The sequence below is a fragment of the Pseudomonas brenneri genome (genome assembly GCF_007858285.1).
Lineage (GTDB): Bacteria > Pseudomonadota > Gammaproteobacteria > Pseudomonadales > Pseudomonadaceae > Aquipseudomonas > Aquipseudomonas brenneri.
The window spans coordinates 1-20634 of sequence record NZ_VFIL01000019.1 but is presented as its reverse complement, the minus strand read 5'-3'; the positions used below and the strand labels follow the sequence as shown (position 1 = coordinate 20634).

9 protein-coding genes are annotated in these 20634 nt (G+C 60.8%); 4 read left to right on the top strand and 5 right to left on the bottom strand.

Translation table 11 applies throughout. From position 1 onward, the window contains the following. Nucleotides 1-142: 142 nt before the first annotated feature. The 4 genes from FJD34_RS26985 to pvdM form a co-directional block, all read right to left on the bottom strand. Nucleotides 143-1792: a cyclic peptide export ABC transporter gene (locus tag FJD34_RS26985; protein ID WP_090291453.1), complete on the bottom strand. Its 1650-nt coding sequence runs from the start codon at nt 1790-1792 to the stop codon at nt 143-145. Between the two features lie 104 nt (nt 1793-1896). Next, nucleotides 1897-2784: a dihydropyoverdine dehydrogenase gene (gene pvdO, locus FJD34_RS26980; protein WP_032863815.1), complete on the bottom strand. Its 888-nt coding sequence runs from the start codon at nt 2782-2784 to the stop codon at nt 1897-1899. 40 nt (nt 2785-2824) lie between these two features. After that, a complete protein-coding gene (pvdN, locus tag FJD34_RS26975) occupies nt 2825-4108 on the bottom strand; it encodes a pyoverdine-tailoring periplasmic protein PvdN (RefSeq protein ID WP_032863812.1) in 1284 nt (427 codons plus the stop codon). Between the two features lie 36 nt (nt 4109-4144). After that, nucleotides 4145-5494, bottom strand: coding sequence for a pyoverdine-tailoring dipeptidase-like protein PvdM (pvdM, locus tag FJD34_RS26970; protein WP_032863832.1), 1350 nt, complete (start codon nt 5492-5494; stop codon nt 4145-4147). Nucleotides 5495-5695: 201 nt separating this feature from the next. Here pvdM and pvdP point away from each other — a divergent pair, with 201 nt between their 5' ends. Then, nucleotides 5696-7327, top strand: coding sequence for a pyoverdine maturation tyrosinase PvdP (pvdP, locus tag FJD34_RS26965; protein ID WP_090291451.1), 1632 nt, complete (start codon nt 5696-5698; stop codon nt 7325-7327). Nucleotides 7328-7972: 645 nt separating this feature from the next. Here pvdP and FJD34_RS26960 read toward each other — a convergent pair. Continuing rightward, a complete protein-coding gene (locus tag FJD34_RS26960; protein WP_032862967.1) occupies nt 7973-9106 on the bottom strand; it encodes a cupin-like domain-containing protein in 1134 nt (377 codons plus the stop codon). Nucleotides 9107-9259: 153 nt separating this feature from the next. Here FJD34_RS26960 and FJD34_RS26955 point away from each other — a divergent pair, with 153 nt between their 5' ends. The 3 genes from FJD34_RS26955 to FJD34_RS26945 form a co-directional block, all read left to right on the top strand. Then, on the top strand, nt 9260-10000 hold the full coding sequence (locus FJD34_RS26955) for a thioesterase II family protein (protein WP_082445663.1): 741 nt from the start codon (nt 9260-9262) through the stop codon (nt 9998-10000). Between the two features lie 44 nt (nt 10001-10044). Then, nucleotides 10045-11028, top strand: a complete 984-nt coding sequence (locus FJD34_RS26950) for a TauD/TfdA family dioxygenase (protein WP_090291449.1) — start codon at nt 10045-10047, stop codon at nt 11026-11028. A 270-nt stretch (nt 11029-11298) separates the two neighbouring features. Beyond that, nucleotides 11299-20634, top strand: a 9336-nt coding sequence (locus FJD34_RS26945; protein ID WP_146552292.1) for a non-ribosomal peptide synthase/polyketide synthase, incomplete at its 3' end; no start/stop codon positions are given.

The window sequence follows — 20634 nt, the reverse complement described above, 5'->3', positions numbered from 1 at the left end:
CAATGGCTTTGACATACGGGTTCATTTGTCGAAGAGCGGGCCTTGTCATTTTTTTACCTAGTCTGTAAGGGGCAGAGAGTTATTTTTTTAAGTTTGGGGTGAAGCAAATCGCAAGACGTGCACAACTTTTTTCAGGTCGTTGTCATGCGGGTTGCGCCTGAGTCATCACCCGGCCGCTCTCCATGCGCACCAGTTGGTCGGCGATATCGAAATAACGGTCATCATGGGAAATCACGATGATCGTCTTGCCCAGACGTTTGAGATCCGGCAGCAGTTCGGTGTAGAAAATTCGGCGGAAGGTCGGGTCCTGATCGGCCGCCCATTCGTCGAATACCAGAACCGGACGCTCTTCCATCCAGGCGTTGACCAGCGCCAGGCGTTTACGCTGGCCGGTGGAAAGATCGGTGGTGGTGAAGTTGCCGTCGCGCACGCTGACCTTATGCGCGATTTCCAGGCGTTCCAGGTAACGGTTGGCATCGTCCGGGATGTGTTGGTCGCCCTGGACAATGTCATCGAACAGGTAGTAGTCGGCAAAAATCGTGGTGAATAATTGACGGTAGTCGTCGCGGTTGGCCGCATCAATCGTGGCGCCATTGAGGGTGATGTCCCCCTGTTGCGGGGCATACAGCCCCAGCAGCAATTTGATCAGCGTGGTTTTCCCGCAACCATTTTCACCGACGATAAAGGTGATATCGCCCTGGTTGATCTTCAGGTTCACCGGGCCAAGACGGAAGGGTGCGCTGCCTTCGGCGGCCGGGAACGTGTAGCTGACATTGTTCAGCTCCAGAGTCTTTACGGGTGTAGCAGGGGCGCCCTTGTCGCTGAGCAGCAAGTGCGGCTCGGGTGACGAGAACTGTTCGCCCAGTTCTGCGATGCGCCGGAAGGCGATCTGGGCGCGACTGATGATCGGTAAGGTGCCGATCAGGTGTTCCAGCGGGCCTTTCATGTACAGCAGGACCAGGACAAAGCCGCTCATGACCGTCTTATCGGTGCTTGGCCATTGCGATTGCAGGGTCAGGGCCAGCCCGATGACCACAAAGAACAGCATCGAACCGAAGCTCTTGGCGATGATAAAGGTGTTGATTGAGCTGATCTGCGTGTCGCGAATGGAGTTGGCGGTACGCTGGATCCCCAAGGTGAACATACGCTGGCGGCGGGGTCGGTGAATGCGCAGTTCCTTGGCCCCTTCGGCAATCGCGTTGTAATGTTTTTGCAGTTCGTCTTCGGCTTCGCGTGCGGCGATGAAACCCTTGATGCCACGGGCCCGGGCAATCGACTGGACCACGCTGCCGATGCCGATAGCGATCAGAATCATCACAAACATCGGCCACGACAACATCGCCAGGTAACCCAGGCAACCCAGGACCACCGTCAGGGAAATCGCCAGCGGGGCGAAGGCAAAGGCAAAGTCGCTGATGGTGTCGACGTCATGGGTCAGTACCGGAATCAAGCGGTGAGTGCGATAGCGCTCAATCTGCTCGATGGGGGTCGACAGGACCTTTTCTCCCAGCTCTTTACGCAGCCTGGCAATGATGTGCTGGCCCACATAGTTAGTACCGATGTCCGAGAGGATTGAACTGGCCAGCGCCAGCAGGCATAGGCCGGCGAACACGGCGATGACGGTCTGGGTCAGGCCTTCGGGGGCATGCAGGGCATTGTTGATGGTGGCTAGCAACACGGTCACGCTCAGGCCGCCGATCATGCCGAGCACGATGGAGACGCAGACGATCAGGCGGAAGGGCTTGAGCAGAGCGAGCAATTCTTTGATTGCCCCGCGTGTTGGCTTGTTCATGGAGGTTTCCTGCCAGGAGAAGAAAATAGGGCCGCTAATAACCAAAACGAATGGCCTGGCGGTTTATTTAAAGGACCGCAAAAGGCCGCGGTCCGGTGGCAGGATCAGAGGTCGCGTTCTACGCGAAAGCCCAACCAGTCGCCGCTCTCGTTGGGGTACATGTTGTTGCGGTTGCCGGAGCGCGAGAAGACCGGTGCTTCAAGGTAGTCGTTGCCGCGAATGCTTTGCAGCTCACAACTCTTCTCGACCCAGGCACTGCCGTCAGCAGGGGCGCCGACGTAGTTTGGGTGATAGCAGTCGGCAACCCACTCGGAGACGTTGCCGTGCATGTTGTAGACACCAAAGGCATTAGGTGCGAAGGCCTTGGCCGGGTTGGTGTAGGTATAGCCATCGGTCGGGCCGTAAGTGTTGGCGTGTTTGGAGATCTGATAGTTCTTGCCTTCATCGAACGGGAACGGAAACGGGCCTGGGTTGCCGCCACGAGCGGCGTACTCGCGCACGGCTTCGCTTACCAGGCGGTACTGCTTGCCGGTCTTGTTCGACAGCCAGGCAATATAAGCCTGGGCTTCGGCCAGGTTCATGCACACCGCAGGTTGCTGTGACTCCTGGGGGTAGCTCGGCTTGCCATTGGTGCAGCGGCGACCGGGGCGTACATCGAAGTCATTGAGGCGGGCGCCGGTTTCATTCTGGTAGGCCTTGAATTCACCTGCCAGTACCTGGAAACGGCTGATGGCGAAGGGTTTGGCAAAGGTCACTGGGTGCTGCGGGCTTTCGTCAGGCTCGTGGCCGATTTCATCGTCCGGGGTGCCCATGGTGAAGGTGCCTGCCGGCAACACGACCATTTCCGGGCAGTCCTTGCAGTCTTTGAAAACCTTGCCTGGCTGCTGCGCTGTGGTGGCAGCTGCGGCCAGGCCTGGCAGCAGGCACAGGGCTGCGACCAGTGCTGCCAGGGGCTTGAGGGAACGCGTCGAGGTGGTGAGAGTGCAAGTCATAAGTCGTCTCGATAGGAAAGGTCAGCGCTCAAGGGCGGTATCAGAGTTTTTTGCCAAGCAGGGTCATGAAGCGATCGACTTCGCTCTCGGTATTCAGCAATCCCGGTGCGGTGCGGATCACCGGGCCGGCGTCACGGTGTACTGCGTCGCTGACCACGCGGTTTTCCATGAGGTAGGCCGCCACTTTGTCACTGCTTTGTTCCTTGACCCGGAAGAAGGTGAAACCTGCCGAAAGTTCGGGGCTGGTGGGCGTCACCAGTTCGATCTGCGGATGGGCCAGCAGACGCTCTTTCAAGTAACTGTTGAGCCCATGGATACGGGTCTGCACGTCGGCTTTGCCCAGTTGCAGGTGCAACTTGAAGGCTTCGTTCAAGGCCCAGCGATGTTCGAAGGCGTGGTAGCCGCCAGGTGACATGGTGGTGGCAAAATTGGTGTCTTCGGAGAAGGTCGGCACCGTCGGGGTCACGTCCTTGAGCTCTTCGGAGCGGGCACAGATGATCCCGGTGCCACGTGGTCCGAACATCCATTTATGGGTGCCGGCGATGAAAAAGTCGCAGTGCATCTGCGGGAAACTCAGGTCTTCCACGCCGAAGCCGTGTACACCGTCGACCACGTAGAGAATGCGGTCTTTCTCGTCGCGGCTGCGGTTGAGTTCTTCCACCAGCTTGCCGATTTCGCCGATGGGCAGTTTCACGCCGCTGCCCGATTGCACCCAGGTCATGCCCAGTACCCGGGTGTTGGGGCGGATATTGCTTTTGATCGCACTGAGCACTTCATCCACCGAAATCCGGTGGGCGTCCTTGAATAGCTTGATCTTGCGTACTTGGGTGCCTTCCTTTTTCACCCGGTAGTCGAGGGTGAATTCGGTGGAGTAATGCTCGTGAACCGTGGTCAGAATCTCTTGGTCCGGACGCACATGAATGCCGCCGTAGATCATCGCCAGCCCTTCGGTGGTGCTGCCGGTCAAGGCAATCTGCCCCGGTTTGGCTTGCAGGTAACGGCCCGCCCAGTCACGCACCTGGGCTTCGCGTTTCCAGGCTTCCTGCAAGTCCCAGTCCATGGCCAGGCCGGGGTTGCGGTCGATTCGTGCACGGTGCAGGTCGATCGCATCGCGCACGGGCTTGGGGTGGGAGGTGACCAGGAAATTGGAAAAGTGGATGTAGTCCGGGTCTTGGGTGAACAACTGGCGCAATTGCGCCCATTTTTCCTCGGGCACGGGCGTCGCAGTGCTCGCCAATACATGCTGATTCAGGACAGCGGTGCCCAGAGGTAGGCCGGCGGCGAGTATCCCGGCCTGTTTGAGAAACGTACGACGATCAGTCATGTGTTCGGTTCACTTGTCAGCAAAAGGGGGAGGTAATCAGCGGTCGGTCACCGGCTGGGCGGCTTTTTGCACCTGGTCCCAGACCCGCAGGAAGTTGCCGCCCCACAGCTTGGCGATATCGGCTTCGGAGTAACCACGGGAAATCAGTTCGGCGGTCACGTTGCGAATCTCGCTCACGTTGTCCCAGCCCTTGACGCCGCCCCCTTCGTTGAAGTCAGAGGCAATGCCGACGTGGTCGATACCGATTTTGCGTACGGTGTAGTCGATGGCGTCGCCGTAGTCTTTGAGACTGGCCTTGGGCTCTTCTTCAAGGATCGAATACAGGCCGCTGGCGTATTGGCCAAACTTCTGTTCAGGCCAGGCGGCGATGATCGGGTCGCCCGGCATCAGCGCCATGGCCAGGTTCGGCAACGGCGGCAGGTCGAAACGTGCGCGCAAGCTATTGAGCTTGTCCTGGGTGGCCTGGGTCAGTGGACGCAGGTATTGGGAGAACCCAACGACCTGGACCACGCCGCCGCTGTTCTTGATCAGTTGCATCTCTTTGTCGCTGAGGTTGCGCGGGATATCCACCGCGGCCTGTGGCGCTGAGTGCGAGGCCACCATCGGTGTGCGGCTCAGTTGCGCGACTTGTTCCAGGGCCTTGGTCGACATCTGCGAGACGTCGATGATGACGCCCAAGTCATTGAGCCGATGCACAGCCTGTTGGCCGATGTCCGAGAGGCCGTTGAGAGCATCGGGGGAATCGTTGAAAAACGGCAGTGGGCGTGAGGAGTCGGCCCAACTGTTATTGCCGATGTAACTGAAGCCGAACATGCGCATACCGCGTGCGGCCCACATATCCAACAGATTGAGGTCGTTACCCAAAGGGTAGGCATTGAGCATGCTGATAAAAATGGCGAACTTGCCTTCGCCGTGCAGGCGTCGCAAGTCGTCCGGGGTATAGGCAATGGCTACCTGATTGGGGAAGTCACGGACCATCCCGGAAATGATTTTGTAGCGCACCTCTTGCTGGTTACGCGCTTCTTCGACAAAGCCTGCGGTGGGGCGATGGGGGGCATTGTCGCCGTTCCACATCTCGGGCCAGCCGAAGATAGTCAGGGCGGCCCCGGACAGGCGCCCTCGGTTGGCCTTGACCAGGTCGAACTGGCCGTCGCCGTCTTTGTCGGCTTCGTGTCCGTGGGTGCCGAAATTCAGCGGCACCGAGATGTGACTGTCGAAGGACAGCAAGCGATCCTGCAATTCATTGGCTTGCTTGATCACCTCCAGCGGGTAACCGGCGTTGCCCCTGAACCAGTGGTCCCAGACCAGAAAACCTGCCCCGGCGCCAATGGCCAATGCCAGCGGCAGGCCAATGTAAAGAGCCTTTCTTGAACGTGGTTTTGTCATTGCCATCTCAGTCGGTTCGCCGTCGAAGTGCAGGCGCAAGGGCCTTTGCTATCTGGGAAGAACGAGCGATAGAACGGGAAATTTAGGCGGCACGCCCGTGGCGGTAAATTTCCCGTGGCAACAAACGTTCTAGCTTGGATAAAGCCTGCTTCATGGCTGATTCCGGCCGGGCAAACCAGGCGGGACAATACAGGTAGGAAAATGACGATTTCTCGACGAGGGTTCATCGCAGGCCTGGCGCTGACGGGCGCCGCAGTGCCTGCGGCCTTTTATGCCCATCGCGAGTTGACGCGTGAAGAGTTTCCGATCACGCCGGAGGAAGCGACGGTTGATCTGGCCGACACGGCTGGCCAGCGCCTGGCCGATTCCCTGCGAGGTGTCTGGAGCCTGCGTTTCGAAGGCGGTGATGGCGGGCTCCACGGCCTGCCGCTTGAGGGGTTGGAGTTGTTTCTTGATATTGCCCCGCGTGGGCGCGGGTTGCGTGGTTATCTTGATACTGGCGAACGGTTGCGTGCCGATGCTGAGCCGCGTTATCAGGTGATGGGTGATTTGGTGTCGGGTAATGGCGCTGAATTGTATTGGCGCCTGATAGACCGCGAATCGCCTGGTGGCGTGCCGGCTTATGAGCTCAAAATGACGTTGGATGAGGTCTGGGCAGATTTCGGCAATGCCGGCAGCGGCACCCTCAGCGGGCAAATCCTGCGTCTGGATCGACCGTTGGCGCTGCCCGAACTGGACAGTCGTTTTGTTGCCACCAAACAACTGTTTCCCGAGGCTCGGGAGCGTATTGGCTTGAATCAGGCATTGATGGCCTGGCTGATCGCGCCAGAGCATCGCCTGTTCCACCAGCTCTGGCACGCCTCTCGCGATCAGTGGCACAAGCTCGCTGAAGACAAGCGCGATGCCTTGCGCGGTATTGGCTGGCAGCCCGGGCCGCGGGATCAGGAGCGAGATGCCCGTGGTCCGCGCAAAGACCGCAACGGTTCAGGCATCGACTTCTTTTTCATGCATCGGCACATGCTGGGCACGGCGCGCTCGATGCAGGATCTGCCGTCCTGGCCGCGCTTCCCCGCGCCGCAGCCAGAGCTTGAGCGTGATCGCCAGGGCTTTGCCCGCTACTTCGACAACCATGACGGTTTTGCGCTGCCGCCAACCTGGCTGGCCAGTGGTGACAGTGATTACACCCAGTGGGTCAGTGACATCAAGACGACTGAGACCTACCACAGTAATTTCCAGGTCTGGGAATCGCAGTATCGCGACCCGCGCTATCTGGCCAAGCTCACCCTGGGGCAGTTTGGTTCGGAGGTAGAGCTGGGTCTGCACGATTGGTTGCACATGCGCTGGGCCTCAGTGCCACGGGACCCGTCCAACGGCGCCCCGGTGCCGTTTGCCCGTGATCCGGCGGACTTCGCCGCTCGGTGGTATGCGGCGCAAAACGATTTTCTCGGCGACCCGTTTTCCTCGCATGTGAACCCGGTGTTCTGGTATTTCCATGGCTGGATCGACGACCGTATCGAGGACTGGTTTCGCGCGCACGAGCGTTTTCACCCGGGCGCAGTCAGTCGCCTCGAAGTCAATGGCGTACCTTGGTTTGCGCCTGGGCACTGGGTGGAAGTGGCGGATCCCTGGCTGGGCCCGGTGACTCACGGTTGCAGCACCACGCCAGGATTACAGATGGGCAAGTCGGTGGAGATGGATCCGGAAACCATGAAGCTGGCGCTGCGTATCACCTTTGGTGCGGATGACGATCAGCTCACACAGCTGTTTCGCAAGGTCCCCAGGCGTCCCTGGTATGCGCGGCATTTGAAGGTGTTGAAGGTGCCGCAGAACTGATGTGGGAGCGGGCTTGCTCGCGATAGCGATAGGTCAGTCAGCATCATCAGCGCCTGATCCACCGCCATCGCAGCCTCGCTGGGGCTCGACAGCTCCCACATTGATCTTCATCCAGACCGAAATCCCGGATCCACCACCAATCCCCTGTGGGAGCTGTCGAGCCCCAGCGAGGCTGCGATGGCGGCGGTACAGGCAGCGAAGATGTCGCCTGATCCACCGCCATCGCAGCCTCGCTGGGGCTCGACAGCTCCCACATTGATCTTCATCCAGACCGAAATTCCGAATCCGCCGCCAATCCCTTGTGGGAGCTGTCGAGCTTTAGCGAGGCTGCGATGGCGGCGGCACAGGCACTGAAGATGTCGCCTGACCCTCCGCCATCGCAGCCTCGCCGGGGCTCGACAGCTCCCACATTGATCTTCATCCGGACCGAAGTCCCGGATCCACCACCAATCCCCTGTGGGAGCTGTCGAGCTTTAGCGAGGCTGCGATGGCGGCGGTACAGGCAGCGAAGATGTCGCCTGATCCACCGCCATCGCAGCCTCGCTGGGGCTCGACAGCTCCCACATTGATCTTCATCCAGACCGAAATTCCGAATCCGCCGCCAATCCCTTGTGGGAGCTGTCGAACTCCCACAAGGTTCTGGTGTTACCAGCCGCGCCCGGAGTTGACCCAGAAATTCACGGACAGCGAGGTGGAGACAGACTCCACTTGATGGAACCAGCCTTCAGGCAGGAACAACAGGTCGCCTGCCTCCAGGGTCACCCGAAGAAAGTTCACGTCGCGGGACGCCGGGAAGCGTTGGTAGTCCGGGGCGTCGGGGTTGACTTCGCAGCCGTCGAGCCCGCCCTCTGGCGACGTCGACCAGGTGCCTAGCGCTTCACGGTGATGCGGTGCGGCGAGGGTGAAGGATTTGCGCCCCCAGACCTGGGCAAACATATTGTCTGTGTCATCGCGATGCAGGGGTGTCAGCGTGCCTTTGGGGCCGATCCAGATGCGTGGCGCGATGAACTGCGACTGATCGAAGTAGGGCGGGTGTTTGATCTGCTGCATCAGTTGTGCCGGCAGAATATTGTTGCCCATGTAGGCCGGCGGCGTGCCGTCGGCGTTTTTCGCTGCGGGAGTGTCCAGCGAGGCAATAAAGTCCGCCATGGAGGTGGAGCGAAAGTCGCGGTCTGCGGAGAAGGTCTTCTTCACGTAGTCGCCGTGACGGGTGATGCCTTGCAGTTCGGCGAAGTGCACCAGGGATTCTTCGCGGCTGAGTTTGAACAGGGGCCAGTCCTGCAGCGCATCGCTGATCACCAAGGGAATGCCGTGGGGCAGGTAACGGCTGCGAAATTCGCTGACGGACACTTCGCTGCGCGGCCGGCGTTCCACGGTGCGCAGGGGCGGGAGGCTGGCTGAAATTCGCTCGCTCAAGCGCGCCGGCGTCGGGTAGCGCTTGTTCTTATCGACCTTTTCCGCCTTGGCGCCACCCTGGCGCGCATGGTCGATGATCTGTGGCAGCATCGTGGCCAGGCCCATATTGCCGCTGATTTTCAGGCGTCCGCTGGCAAACAGCTCTTCGACGTTGACCATGCCCCCCATGATCCCGAGAAAGTCCCGCTCCGTCACCTCGATGGTCACGTCGGGGTGGGCGTGGCGGCCACGTTCTGTGCGGCTGTGGGTTTTGACCTCGGACCAGAATGCCTGTTCGGGTGCGAATGCGAATTGAAAGACACCTTCAATGCCGACGGCGCCGGCATTGGCGAACAGCTTGGTCAGAATGGTCTGCAAATCCACGGCGATCCCTCTTGTATGGGTTATTGATCTGAACAAGGGAACGAGCGCTGCTGCATGAAATTTATACATGATGTTGCGGGTGGTCTGGCGTGACCCTAATTTGCCCAGGCCTTCATCCGTTCCTTTTACACGTAATAGATTGGGGTAAACGTGGTGACCAAGCTGACACTGCTGTGCTTGCCGTACTCCGGCGCCAGCGCCATGGTCTACAGTCGGTGGCGGCGCAAACTGCCGGAATGGCTGCACGTGCAGCCAGTGGAGCTGCCGGGCCGTGGCGCACGTTTTGATGAACCTCTGCAAACTGACATGCGCACCCTGGCGCGCCAATTGGCTGTGGAGCACAAGCCGTCGCTTGAGGCGCCTTATGCGCTGTTCGGGCATAGCCTGGGCGCCTTGCTGGCGTGTGAAATGGCGCATGCGTTCCGCGCCTTGGGCTGCCCGGAGCCGGTGGCGCTGTTTGCCTCGGGCACGGCGGCGCCGACCCTGCGCAGTGACTACGATCGTGACTTTGCCGAACCCAAGACGGATGAGCAGTTGATTGATCAACTGCGTACTTTCCAGGGCACCAGTGAGGCCGTGCTGGCGGACAAGGAGCTGATGAGCCTGACCCTGCCGGTACTGCGCGCCGACTTCTTGCTGTGCGGCCGTTTTCGCCCGCAGGAGCGGCCGCTGCTCAAATGCCCGGTCCATGTCCTGGGTGGCAAGGAAGACAAAGCCACCACGGAGCAACTGATCGGCTGGAGCAAGGAGACGGGCGGCAGCTTCTCGGTGGATATGATGACCGGTGGCCACTTCTTCATTCATGAGCATGAAGCGCGGGTGCTGCGGGTCATCAAGGAACACTTGGAGGGGCATCATCGCCGCTACGTCCAGATGAGCGCACTCGCTCGCTAGAACCGCGCCCGCTGGCGCAATCGATTGTTTACAGGAGGCCCATCATGGGTGTTGCCTTGGGATTTTCCGTTGGTCCGTTACGGGCAGGGCAGGGGCGTTTGCCGCTGCTGGTCGAGGCCACTGAGCCAGGCACCAGCCTGCTGGCGGTGTTTGAAGAACTCAGCGCGTTGGTGGATGAACACTTGTTGCGCGACGGTGGGATTCTGTTTCGCGGGTTTACCCTGGAGGGTGCCGAACAGTTTCGCGAGTTTGCAGCCAGTTTTGGTCATCCCTTGTTGAGCTACGAGTTTGGCTCGACCCCGCGAAGCAGTGTCACGCAGGGGGTGTACACCTCCACCGAGTATCCGGCGCACCAGAGTATTCCGCTGCACAATGAGCAGGCCTACTCCCGTGATTGGCCAATGAGAATCTGGTTCTACAGCATGATCGCCGCGCAGTCGGGGGGCGAGACGCCGATTGCCGACAGTCGTGAGGTCTACAAGCGTATCCCGGCCTATATCCGCGAGCGTTTCGTCAGCAAGGGCCTGATGTATGTCCGCAACTTCGGCAACGGCCTGGATGTGGCTTGGGAGCAGGTGTTCAATACCGAGGACCGGGCAGTCGCCGAGGCGTACTGCAAGGCGCACGCAATTGTCTGCGAGTGGAAGGACGATGGCGAGTTGCGTACCCGCCAGACCTGCCAGGCGGTGGCTCGCCATCCGCGCACGGGCGAGATGGTCTGGTTCAACCAGGCGCACCTGTTCCATATTTCCAACCTGCAACCGGAGGTGCGTGAATCGCTGCTGGACATCGTTGATGAGGAAGATTTACCGCGTAATGTCTATTACGGCGATGGCTCGGCCATTGAAGACGAGGTGCTCAATGAGATTCGCGCGGTGCTCGACGACTGCATGATCAGCTTCCCCTGGCAGTCGGGTGATGTGCTGATGCTCGACAATATGCTTGCGGCTCACGCACGCGCGCCCTTCGAGGGCAAGCGCAAGGTGATTGTGGCGATGGCCGAAGGCTTTTCTGCCGACCAACTGTAAGCGTCATCCTCGATTGTTCCCGCACAAGCGGGAACGATCCCTCTGTATCCAAGCCCTGTAGCCACTGACTCATTCAGCAGTCAGCCAGGCGGCATTGCGGTGCTTCAAGCGCAGAATTCTTCAAGCGCCTCAAGGTCCTCGGGACCTTATCTTCTCTGCCTCAGCGACTACAAGATAGTTGTTCTCAGTCGCTAATTTTCCCCGGTTGCATTCGTTTTATAGGGACGACGTGCCTTTGTGCTTCCTGCCTATTGATCCGGATGCTAAGAAATGAATGCTGAAGACTCCTTGAAACTCGCTCGCCGGTTTATCGGGTTGCCCCTGGAAAAACGCCGGCTGTTCCTTGCGGCCTTGCAAAAGGAAGGGGTGGATTTTGCTCAGTTTCCGATCCCGGCGGGTGTAGAAGTCGAAGATCGTCAGGCGTTGTCCTACGCACAGCGACGGATGTGGTTCCTCTGGCAACTGGATCCGCAAAGCGGCGCCTATAACCTGCCCAGTGCCGTGCGGCTCAAGGGTAGGCTCGACGAGTTGGCACTGGAGCAGGCCTTCGCCAGCCTGGTGGAGCGCCACGAAGCCTTGCGCACGGTATTTCGCCAGTTACCTGACGAAAGTCTGCAGCAAGTGCCCGCCAGCGCCCCGTTGATTGTCGAGCGCGAGGACTTCAGCATCCTCCCCGAGGACGAGCGTGAGCGCCGGGTTCGCAGTGAAGCCCAGGAGCAGTCAATGCAGCCATTCGACCTGGCTGCCGGTCCGTTGCTGCGAGTCAAGCTGATCAAGCTCGATGCCGAGCAGCACGTGCTGTTGTTGACCTTGCATCACATCGTTTCCGATGGCTGGTCGATGAGCATCATCATCGACGAATTCGTGCGCTTCTATGACGCTCACCGTCGTGGTCAGGCGCTGAGCCTCGAACCGCTGCCGATCCAGTATGCCGACTATGCCTTGTGGCAGCGGCGCTGGATGGAAGCCGGCGAGCAGGAGCGCCAATTGGCGTATTGGCAGGAGCAACTGGGCGATGAGCATCCCGTGCTTGAATTGCCGACCGATTTTCCGCGCCCGGCAGTGGCCAGCCATCAAGGCCGTCGTTACGAGTTCGATCTGCCGACAGCCCTGGCGGATGAACTGCGTCAGTTCGCGCGCCAGCAGAATGTGTCGTTGTTCACCGTGTTACTGGCAGCCTTCAATATCCTCTTGTACCGCTACACCGGCCAGACCGACTTGCGGGTCGGTGTGCCGATTGCCAACCGTAACCGGCTGGAAGTCGAAGGCCTGATCGGTTTGTTCGTCAACACTCAGGTGATCCGTGCGCGCTTTGACGAGCAGACCCTGGTCGCTGGCCTATTGCAGGACCTCAAGGAAGTGGTCAATGCCGCGCAGGCCCATCAGGACCTGCCATTTGAGCGCCTGGTCGATGCCCTCAAGCTGGAGCGTAGCCTGAGCCACACCCCGCTGTTCCAGGTGATGTACAACCATCAGCCGGAAGTGGCTGACATCGAGACGTTGCAGCTGAGCTCCGGGCTCAGCTTGAGCCGGCTTGAATGGGACAGTCGCACCACCCAATTCGACCTGACCCTGGATACCTACGAAAAAGGCGGCACACTCAAGGCTGCCCTGACCTTTGCCAGTGATCTGTTCGTTCAGGCGACTGTCGAGCGCATGGCGGGCCATTGGCTCAAGGTGCTCAACGAGATCGTCGCCGACAGCGCGCGGCGGGTCAGTGAACTGCCGGTACTCGATGCCGCCCAGGTGCAGGCCCAGGTCCTGGACTGGAACCGTACCGAGGCGCAATTCCCGGCGCAGCGCGGTGTGCATCAGTTGTTCGAGGAGCAGGTGCAGCGCAATCCACAGGCGATTGCCCTGTTGTTCGACCAGCAGGCCCTGACGTATCAACAACTCAATCAGCGCGCCAACCGTCTGGCGCACAAGCTGCGCGAATCGGCACCGGCTGGTGCCGAGTTGCTGGTGGGCGTGGCTACCGAGCGTTCGGTGGAAATGGTCGTGGCGCTGCTCGCGGTTCTCAAGGCCGGTGGTGCCTACGTGCCGCTCGATCCGGAATACCCCAGCGAACGCCTGCGCTACATGATCGAAGACAGTGGCGTGCGCTTGCTGTTGACCCAGAGCCACCTGCTGGACAACCTGCCACTGGGCGAGACCGTTCAGGCCTTGTGCCTGGACCAGGAAGGCGACTGGCTGGAAGGTTACAGCGATGCCAACCCGGCACTGCCATGCCTGCCGGAACAACTGGCCTACATGATCTATACCTCGGGCTCCACCGGGCGGCCCAAAGGGGCGGGCAACCGTCATACGGCACTGACCAACCGCCTGTGGTGGATGCAACGCGCCTACAGCCTGGATGCCCGCGACACGGTACTGCAAAAGACCCCGTTCAGTTTCGACGTTTCGGTCTGGGAGTTCTTCTGGCCGCTGATGGTCGGTGCGCGGTTGGCCGTGGCGCTACCGGGCGAGCACCGGGAGCCGGCACGCCTGATCGAAACCATCGGGCGTTACCAGATCACGACCTTGCACTTCGTGCCCTCGATGTTGCAGGCCTTTATCCATGAGGCCGGGGTCGAGGCTTGTGGCAGTCTCAAGCGCATCATCTGCAGCGGTGAAGCCTTGCCGGTGGATGCCCAGCAGCAGGTGTTCAGCAAATTACCGGGCGCCGGACTGTTCAACCTCTATGGCCCGACTGAAGCCGCCATCGACGTGACGCATTGGCGGTGTGTGGACGAGCGTCGGGCCAGCGTGCCCATCGGTGTGCCAATCGACAACCTGCGCACCCAGATCCTTGGTTCCGGCCTGAGCCTTTTACCCGTCGGTGCGGGGGGCGAGCTGTACCTGGGTGGGGTTGGCCTGGCCCGTGGTTATCATCAGCGGCCAGGGCTGACCGCCGAGCGCTTTGTGCCCGATCCGTTCAATGCCGGTGAGCGCTTGTACCGCACTGGCGACCTGGCGCGTTATCGGGTCGATGGGGTTATCGAATATCTCGGGCGTCTCGATCACCAGGTCAAGCTGCGTGGCCTGCGTATCGAACTGGGCGAAATCGAAGCCAGCCTGTGCGACCACGAACTGGTCCGTGAGGCTGTGGTGCTGGCCCAGGACGGCAAGCAGTTGGTGGCTTATCTGGTGTTGACTTGCGAGCAACCGCCGGCCGACTGGCGCGAACAGCTCAAGGCCAGCCTGCTGCAAGGCCTGCCGGAATATATGGTGCCGCAACACCTGCTGGCGCTCACGGTGCTGCCGTTGATGCCCAACGGCAAACTTGACCGCAAATCCCTGCCGCGCGCCGAGGCTGGCGTGCAAGCCGAATACGTTGCCCCTGCCAGCGATATCGAGAAGGCCCTGGCGGCGATCTGGCGTGACGTATTACGCGTGGAACAGGTCGGTCTGGAAGACAATTTCTTCGAGTTGGGCGGCGACTCCATTGTTTCCATCCAGGTCGTCGGTCGTGCCCGTCAAGCCGGGATTGCCTTCAGCCCGCGGGACTTGTTCCAGCACCAGACCGTGCGCAGCCTGGCACAGGTTTGCCAGGCCAACGTTGCCGTCACCATTGATCAAGGTCCGGTCAGCGGCGAGGCACCGCTGACCCCGGTGCAACAATGGTTCTTCGAGCAACCGATGACTCAGCGTGCGCACTGGAACCAATCGCTGTTGCTGACCCCGCGAGAAACCCTCGACTTGGCCCATGTGGACGCCGCCGTACTGCGCCTGATCGAGCAGCATGATGGCCTGCGCCTGCGTTTCGAGGCCGGCACCCAAGGCTGGACCCAGGCCCACGGTGCGATGCCGGATGCGTCGCCGGTATGGCAACGCCAGGCGGCTACCGCCGAGGAGCTAAACGCCCTCTGCGATGAGGCTCAACGGAGCCTGAGCCTGGCGCAAGGCCCGCTGTTGCGGGTGCTGTTGGTGAATATGGCGGACGGTAGCCAGCGGCTGTTGCTGGCCATCCATCACCTGGTGGTGGACGGGGTGTCCTGGCGCGTACTGCTTGAAGACCTGCAAAGCCTGCTGACCCAGGCCAGGGCCGGTGCAACCCTGGCGTTACCGGCGAAAACCAGCGCCTACAAAGTCTGGGCCGAGCAGTTGCAGGACTATGCCCAGCGCCCGGCCTTGGCTCGAGAGTTGGACTATTGGCAGGCGGCGCTGGCCGATGCTCCCGCAGACTTGCCCTGCGATCACCTGCAAGGTGGGTTGAGCAATGCCCTGGGGCAAAAGGTCGCCGTGACCTTTGACGCCCAATTGACCCGTCAATTACTGCAGGAGGCGCCGGCGGCCTATCGTACCCAGGTCAATGACCTGTTGTTGACCGCGCTGGCACGCGTCATTGCCCGCTGGAGCGGTGAGCAATCGGTGTTGATCCAGCTTGAGGGGCATGGTCGCGAGGAGCTGTTTGAAGACATTGACCTGACCCGCACCCTGGGCTGGTTCACCAGTCTGTTCCCGGTCAAGTTGACCCCGGCACAGGACCTGGCCGGTTCGATCAAGGCGGTCAAGGAGCAACTGCGCGCAGTGCCCGGCAAAGGACTGGGGTTCGGTGTGTTGCGCTATTTGGGCGAGCCACAGGTACAGGCGATACTGGCCGAATTGCCGGCACCGCGCATCACCTTCAACTACCTGGGGCAGTTCGACGCTCAGTTCGACAGCGGCGCGCTGTTCGTGCCGTCCACCGAAAAGTCAGGCGTGGCCCAGGACGAGCAAGCCCCGCTGGCCAACTGGTTGAGCATCGAAGGCCAGGTGTATGGCGGTGAACTGTCATTGCAATGGACTTTCAGCAGCGAGTTGCATGAGCGCGCGACCATCGAACGTGTGGCCGAAGACTATCGCCAGGAATTGACCGCACTGATCGGTCATTGCCTGCAAGCCGAAGCCGGTGGCGCCACGCCTTCGGACTTCCCGCTGGCCAGCCTGACTCAAGAGCGTCTGGACGCGCTGGAAACCCCGCTGGTGCAGATCGAAGATATTTACCCGCTGTCACCGATGCAGGAAGGCTTGTTGCTGCACACCTTGCTGGAGCCGAATTCGGGCATTTACTTCATGCAGGACCGTTACTGCATCGACAGTGACATCGACCTGCCGCGCTTTCGTAGTGCCTGGCAGCAAGTCATCCAGCGTCACGATGCACTGCGGGCCTCGTTCAACCTTGACCATCAGGGTGAAATGCTGCAGATCATCCACCGCCACGCGCCGCTGCGCCTCGACTGCCTGGACTGGAGCGAGGTGCCGGCCGAGCAGCACGAGGCCGATTTACAGCACCTGCTGGAGAACGAGCGCCAGCAAGGCTTCAACCTGCTGGAGCAGCCGCCGTTCAGTCTGCGCCTGATTCGTCGCGGGCCCCAGCAATACTGGTTCATCCTCAGTAACCACCACATCTTGATTGATGCCTGGTGCCGATCCTTGCTGTTGCAAGACTTCTTCACCCTTTACCAGGGCAAGCAGATGCCGCAACCGGCGGCGCGTTACCGTGACTTTATTGCCTGGCTGCAAGAGCAGGGCGAGGAAGCGGCAATCAGTGCCTGGCGCGAAGAGTTGCAAGGCGTCGAGCAACCGACCCGGTTACCTTACGACCGGCCCATGCAGCGCCAGGGCGGCCAGTCACAGATCGGTGACCGTTACCTGAACCTGGAGCGCAGCGAAGGTCGCGCCTTGCGTGAGCTGGCCCAGCATTATCAATTGACCGTCAATACCTTCACCCAGGCGGCTTGGGCGCTGGTCATGCACCGCTACAGCGGCGAGTCGGATGTAGTGTTCGGTGTGACGGTGGCGGGTCGACCGATCAGCCGTCCCGAGATGCAGGACACCGTTGGCTTGTTCATCAACAGCATCCCGCTGCGGGTGCGCATGCCGCAGGCTGGTAGCGTCAAGCAATGGCTGCAGGCATTGTTCGAACACAACCTGGCCTTGCGTGAGCATGAGCATCTGCCGCTGGTGAAAATCCAGGCCTGCAGCCACATCGACAGCAGCCAGCAGTTGTTCGACAGCCTGTTTGTGTTCGAGAACGCGCCGCTGGAGAGCGCGGTGGTCAGCGGTGCCCAGGAGCTCAGCGCGATTGCCGACAGCGCCCGGACCCATACCAACTACCCACTGACGGTGGTGGTCTACCCGGGCGATGAGCTGGGGCTGCATCTGTCCTACGACCAGCGCTTCTTCGATGAGGCAACGATTGACCGTTTGCTGCACGATATGAAGCGTGTACTGGGTGCGCTGGTCAGTGGTTTCCATGGCCAATTCTCGGCCTTGTCGCTGCTGTCCGACGCGGACCGCTACCAGTTGGTTGAGGCCTGCAACCAGACTGAACGCAGCTATCCGCTGGACCAGGGATATGTGCGTCTGTTCGAGGCCAGTGTGGCGCAGTACGGCGAGCGCACGGCCGCCTCGTGCCTGGACCGGCAATGGAGCTACAACGAACTCAACCGCCAGGCTAACCGTGCCGGTCATGGGCTGATTGCGGCAGGTGTACAGATCGACCAGCCAGTGGCTTTGCTGGCCGAACGGGACCTGTCGTTGCTGGGCATGATCATCGGCAGTTTCAAGGCCGGTGCCGGTTACCTGCCGCTCGACCCGCATTTGCCGGATGAGCGCCTGTTGCGTTTGCTGGAGTTGAGCCGCACGCCGGTGCTGTTGTGCTCCGCCGCTTGCGCCGAGCGTGCCCGCAGCCTGTTGGCCAGCCTTGCAGTAGAGGTTGCGCCGCGGCTGTTGGTCTGGGAAGACCTTCAGCAGGGGGATGCTGCGCAGGGCAACCCGCAAATCTACGTCGGTGCCCGCCATTTGGCGTATGCGATCTACACCTCTGGTTCCACCGGCACGCCCAAGGGTGTGTTAGTCGAGCAGGGCGGCATGCTCAACAACCAATTGAGCAAGTTGCCGTACCTGGAACTGGGGGAAAAGGACGTTATCGCCCAGACCGCATCGCAGAGTTTTGACATTTCGGTATGGCAATTCCTCACCGCACCGCTGTGCGGGGCGCGTGTCGATATCGTGCCCAATGACATTGCCCAAGAACCAGCAGCCTTGTTGGCCCATGTACGGCAGGCGGGTATCACGATTCTGGAAAGTGTGCCGTCACTGATCCAGGGCTTGCTCGATGAGCCAGTGATGGCTTTCGAGCACTTGCGCTTTATGCTGCCAACCGGTGAAGCGATGCCGCCGGAACTGGCCCGCCGCTGGTTGCAACGCTACCCGGCAATCGGCCTGGTCAACGCTTACGGTCCTGCCGAGTGTTCTGATGACGTGGCCCTGTACCGCGTGGAAATGGCCGCGACCCAGGGGACTTGCCTGCCCATCGGCAGCCCGACCGACAACAACCGCCTGTACCTGCTTGACGGCCAGTTGCAACCGGTGCCTGTGGGCGCTGTGGGTGAACTCTGGGTTGCTGGCGTCGGTGTTGGTCGTGGTTACCTCAGTGATCCGGGACGTACGGCCATGGCCTACCTGCCGGACCCATTTGCCCTGGAGGCTGGTGGCCGGCTGTACCGCACCGGTGACCTTGGTCGTCGGCGTAACGATGGCCTGCTGGAGTACGTGGGGCGCGTCGACCATCAAGTCAAGGTGCGTGGTTTCCGGATCGAGTTGGGTGAAATCAGTGCGCACCTGCTGGAACTGGAGGTGGTACGCGATGCTGCGGTCGATGTCTTCGAAAGCGGCACTGGCAAGGCCTTGGTGGGCTACGTGGTGCCGGCATCGGCCGACCTTGCCCACGATGCATTGCGTGACAGCCTGCGCGACAGTCTGCGCCAGCGTCTGCCCGATTACATGGTGCCGTTGCAGTGGGTGTTCCTTGAGGGGCTGCCACTGACCCCGAACGGCAAACTGGATCGCAAGGCCTTGCCGGCGCCGGATGCCGGTCAGTTGCAACAATGCTTCGTGGCCCCGCGCAACGAACTGGAGCAGCGTGTCGCGCAGATCTGGCAGGACGTGCTCAAACTGGAGCGTGTCGGCTTGACTGACAACTTCTTCGAACTGGGCGGCCATTCGTTGTTGGCCACCCAAGTGATTTCCAGGGTGCGCCATGCGCTGAATATCGAACTGGCGCTGCGTACGCTGTTTGAACACACCACCTTGCACGCCTTTGTCCAGGCCCTGGGCCAGAGCCAGGCTGGTGGCGAGCCGGCGCTGGTGGCGGTGGATCGTCAGCAGCCGCTGTTGCTGTCCTATGCCCAGGAACGGCAGTGGTTCCTCTGGCAACTGGAACCCCACAGTTCGGCGTACAACATCCCGCTGGCCTTGCGTCTGCGTGGAGCCCTGGACGTGGCCGCTCTGACACGCAGTTTCAATACGCTGATCGAGCGCCATGAAAGCCTGCGTACGCGCTTTATCCAGGACCAGCAGGCGCTGCAAATCATTGATGCCCCGCTGGCATTGGCGCTGGTGGCAGAACCTTTGGCCAGTGACGCGCTGATCGCCGCCGCCGTGCAAGCCGAAGCTCAGGCGCCGTTCGATCTGCAGCAGGGGCCGTTGTTGCGGGTGAAATTGCTGCAACTGGCGGCGGATGATCATGTGCTGTTGCTGACTCAACACCACATCATTTCTGATGGCTGGTCGATGCAGGTCTTGGTGGAGGAACTGATTGCCCTGTATGGCGCCTATAGCCAGGGCCAGAGCCTGGAGCTGCCAGCCCTGGCGATCCAGTACGCCGATTATGCGCAATGGCAGCGCCAGTGGATGGAGGCCGGTGAGCTGCAACGTCAACTGGCTTACTGGAGCAACCAGTTGGGCGATGAGCAACCGGTACTCGAACTGCCGACTGACCGGCCGCGCCCGGCGGTGCAGGATCAGCGTGGCGCGCGCCTGGAAATCCCGTTGGACGCGGCGCTGAGCGCCGGCCTGCGACAACTGGCACAGCGCGAAGGCGCGACGCTGTTTATGGTCTTGCTGGCGTCGTTCCAGGCCTTGCTACATCGCTATAGCGGGCAAAGCGACATTCGTGTCGGCGTGCCAGTGGCCAACCGGCAGCGGGTCGATATCGAGCGTTTGATTGGCTTCTTCGTCAATACCCAGGTGCTCAAGGCCGAGGTGGATGGCCAGGGTGCGTTCATCGAACTGTTGCGACAGGTCAAGCACACGGCGCTGCAGGCCCAGGCCCACCAGGACCTGCCGTTCGAGCAACTGGTACAAGCGTTGCAGCCGGAACGCAGCCTGAGCCATAGCCCGCTGTTCCAGGTGATGTACAACCACCAGAGTGAGGGCAAGAGAAGCATCGACGTCGACTTGCCAGGGTTGCGGGTCGAAGGCCTGGCCTGGGAAAACCAGACCGCGCAGTTCGACCTGACGCTGGAAACCTACGAATCGCGCGACAGCCTGAGTGCCTCGGTGGTGTATGCCAGCGCACTGTTCGACGCCAGCACCATCGAGCGCCTGGCGCAACACTGGCAGCACCTGTTGCAGGCGGTAGTGGCTGACCCTACGCAACGTATTGCGCAATTGCCGTTGCTGGCCGCAGCGCACGAGCGTGTGATTCTCGAAGACTGGAACCGTACCGCCGTAGCTTACCCGGCCGGGCAGTGCATCCAGCAGTTGATCGAAGAACAGGCGGCGCGCACCCCAGAAGCGGTGGCGCTGGTGTTTGCCGAACAACAACTGAGCTACGCCGAACTCAATGCCCGGGCCAAC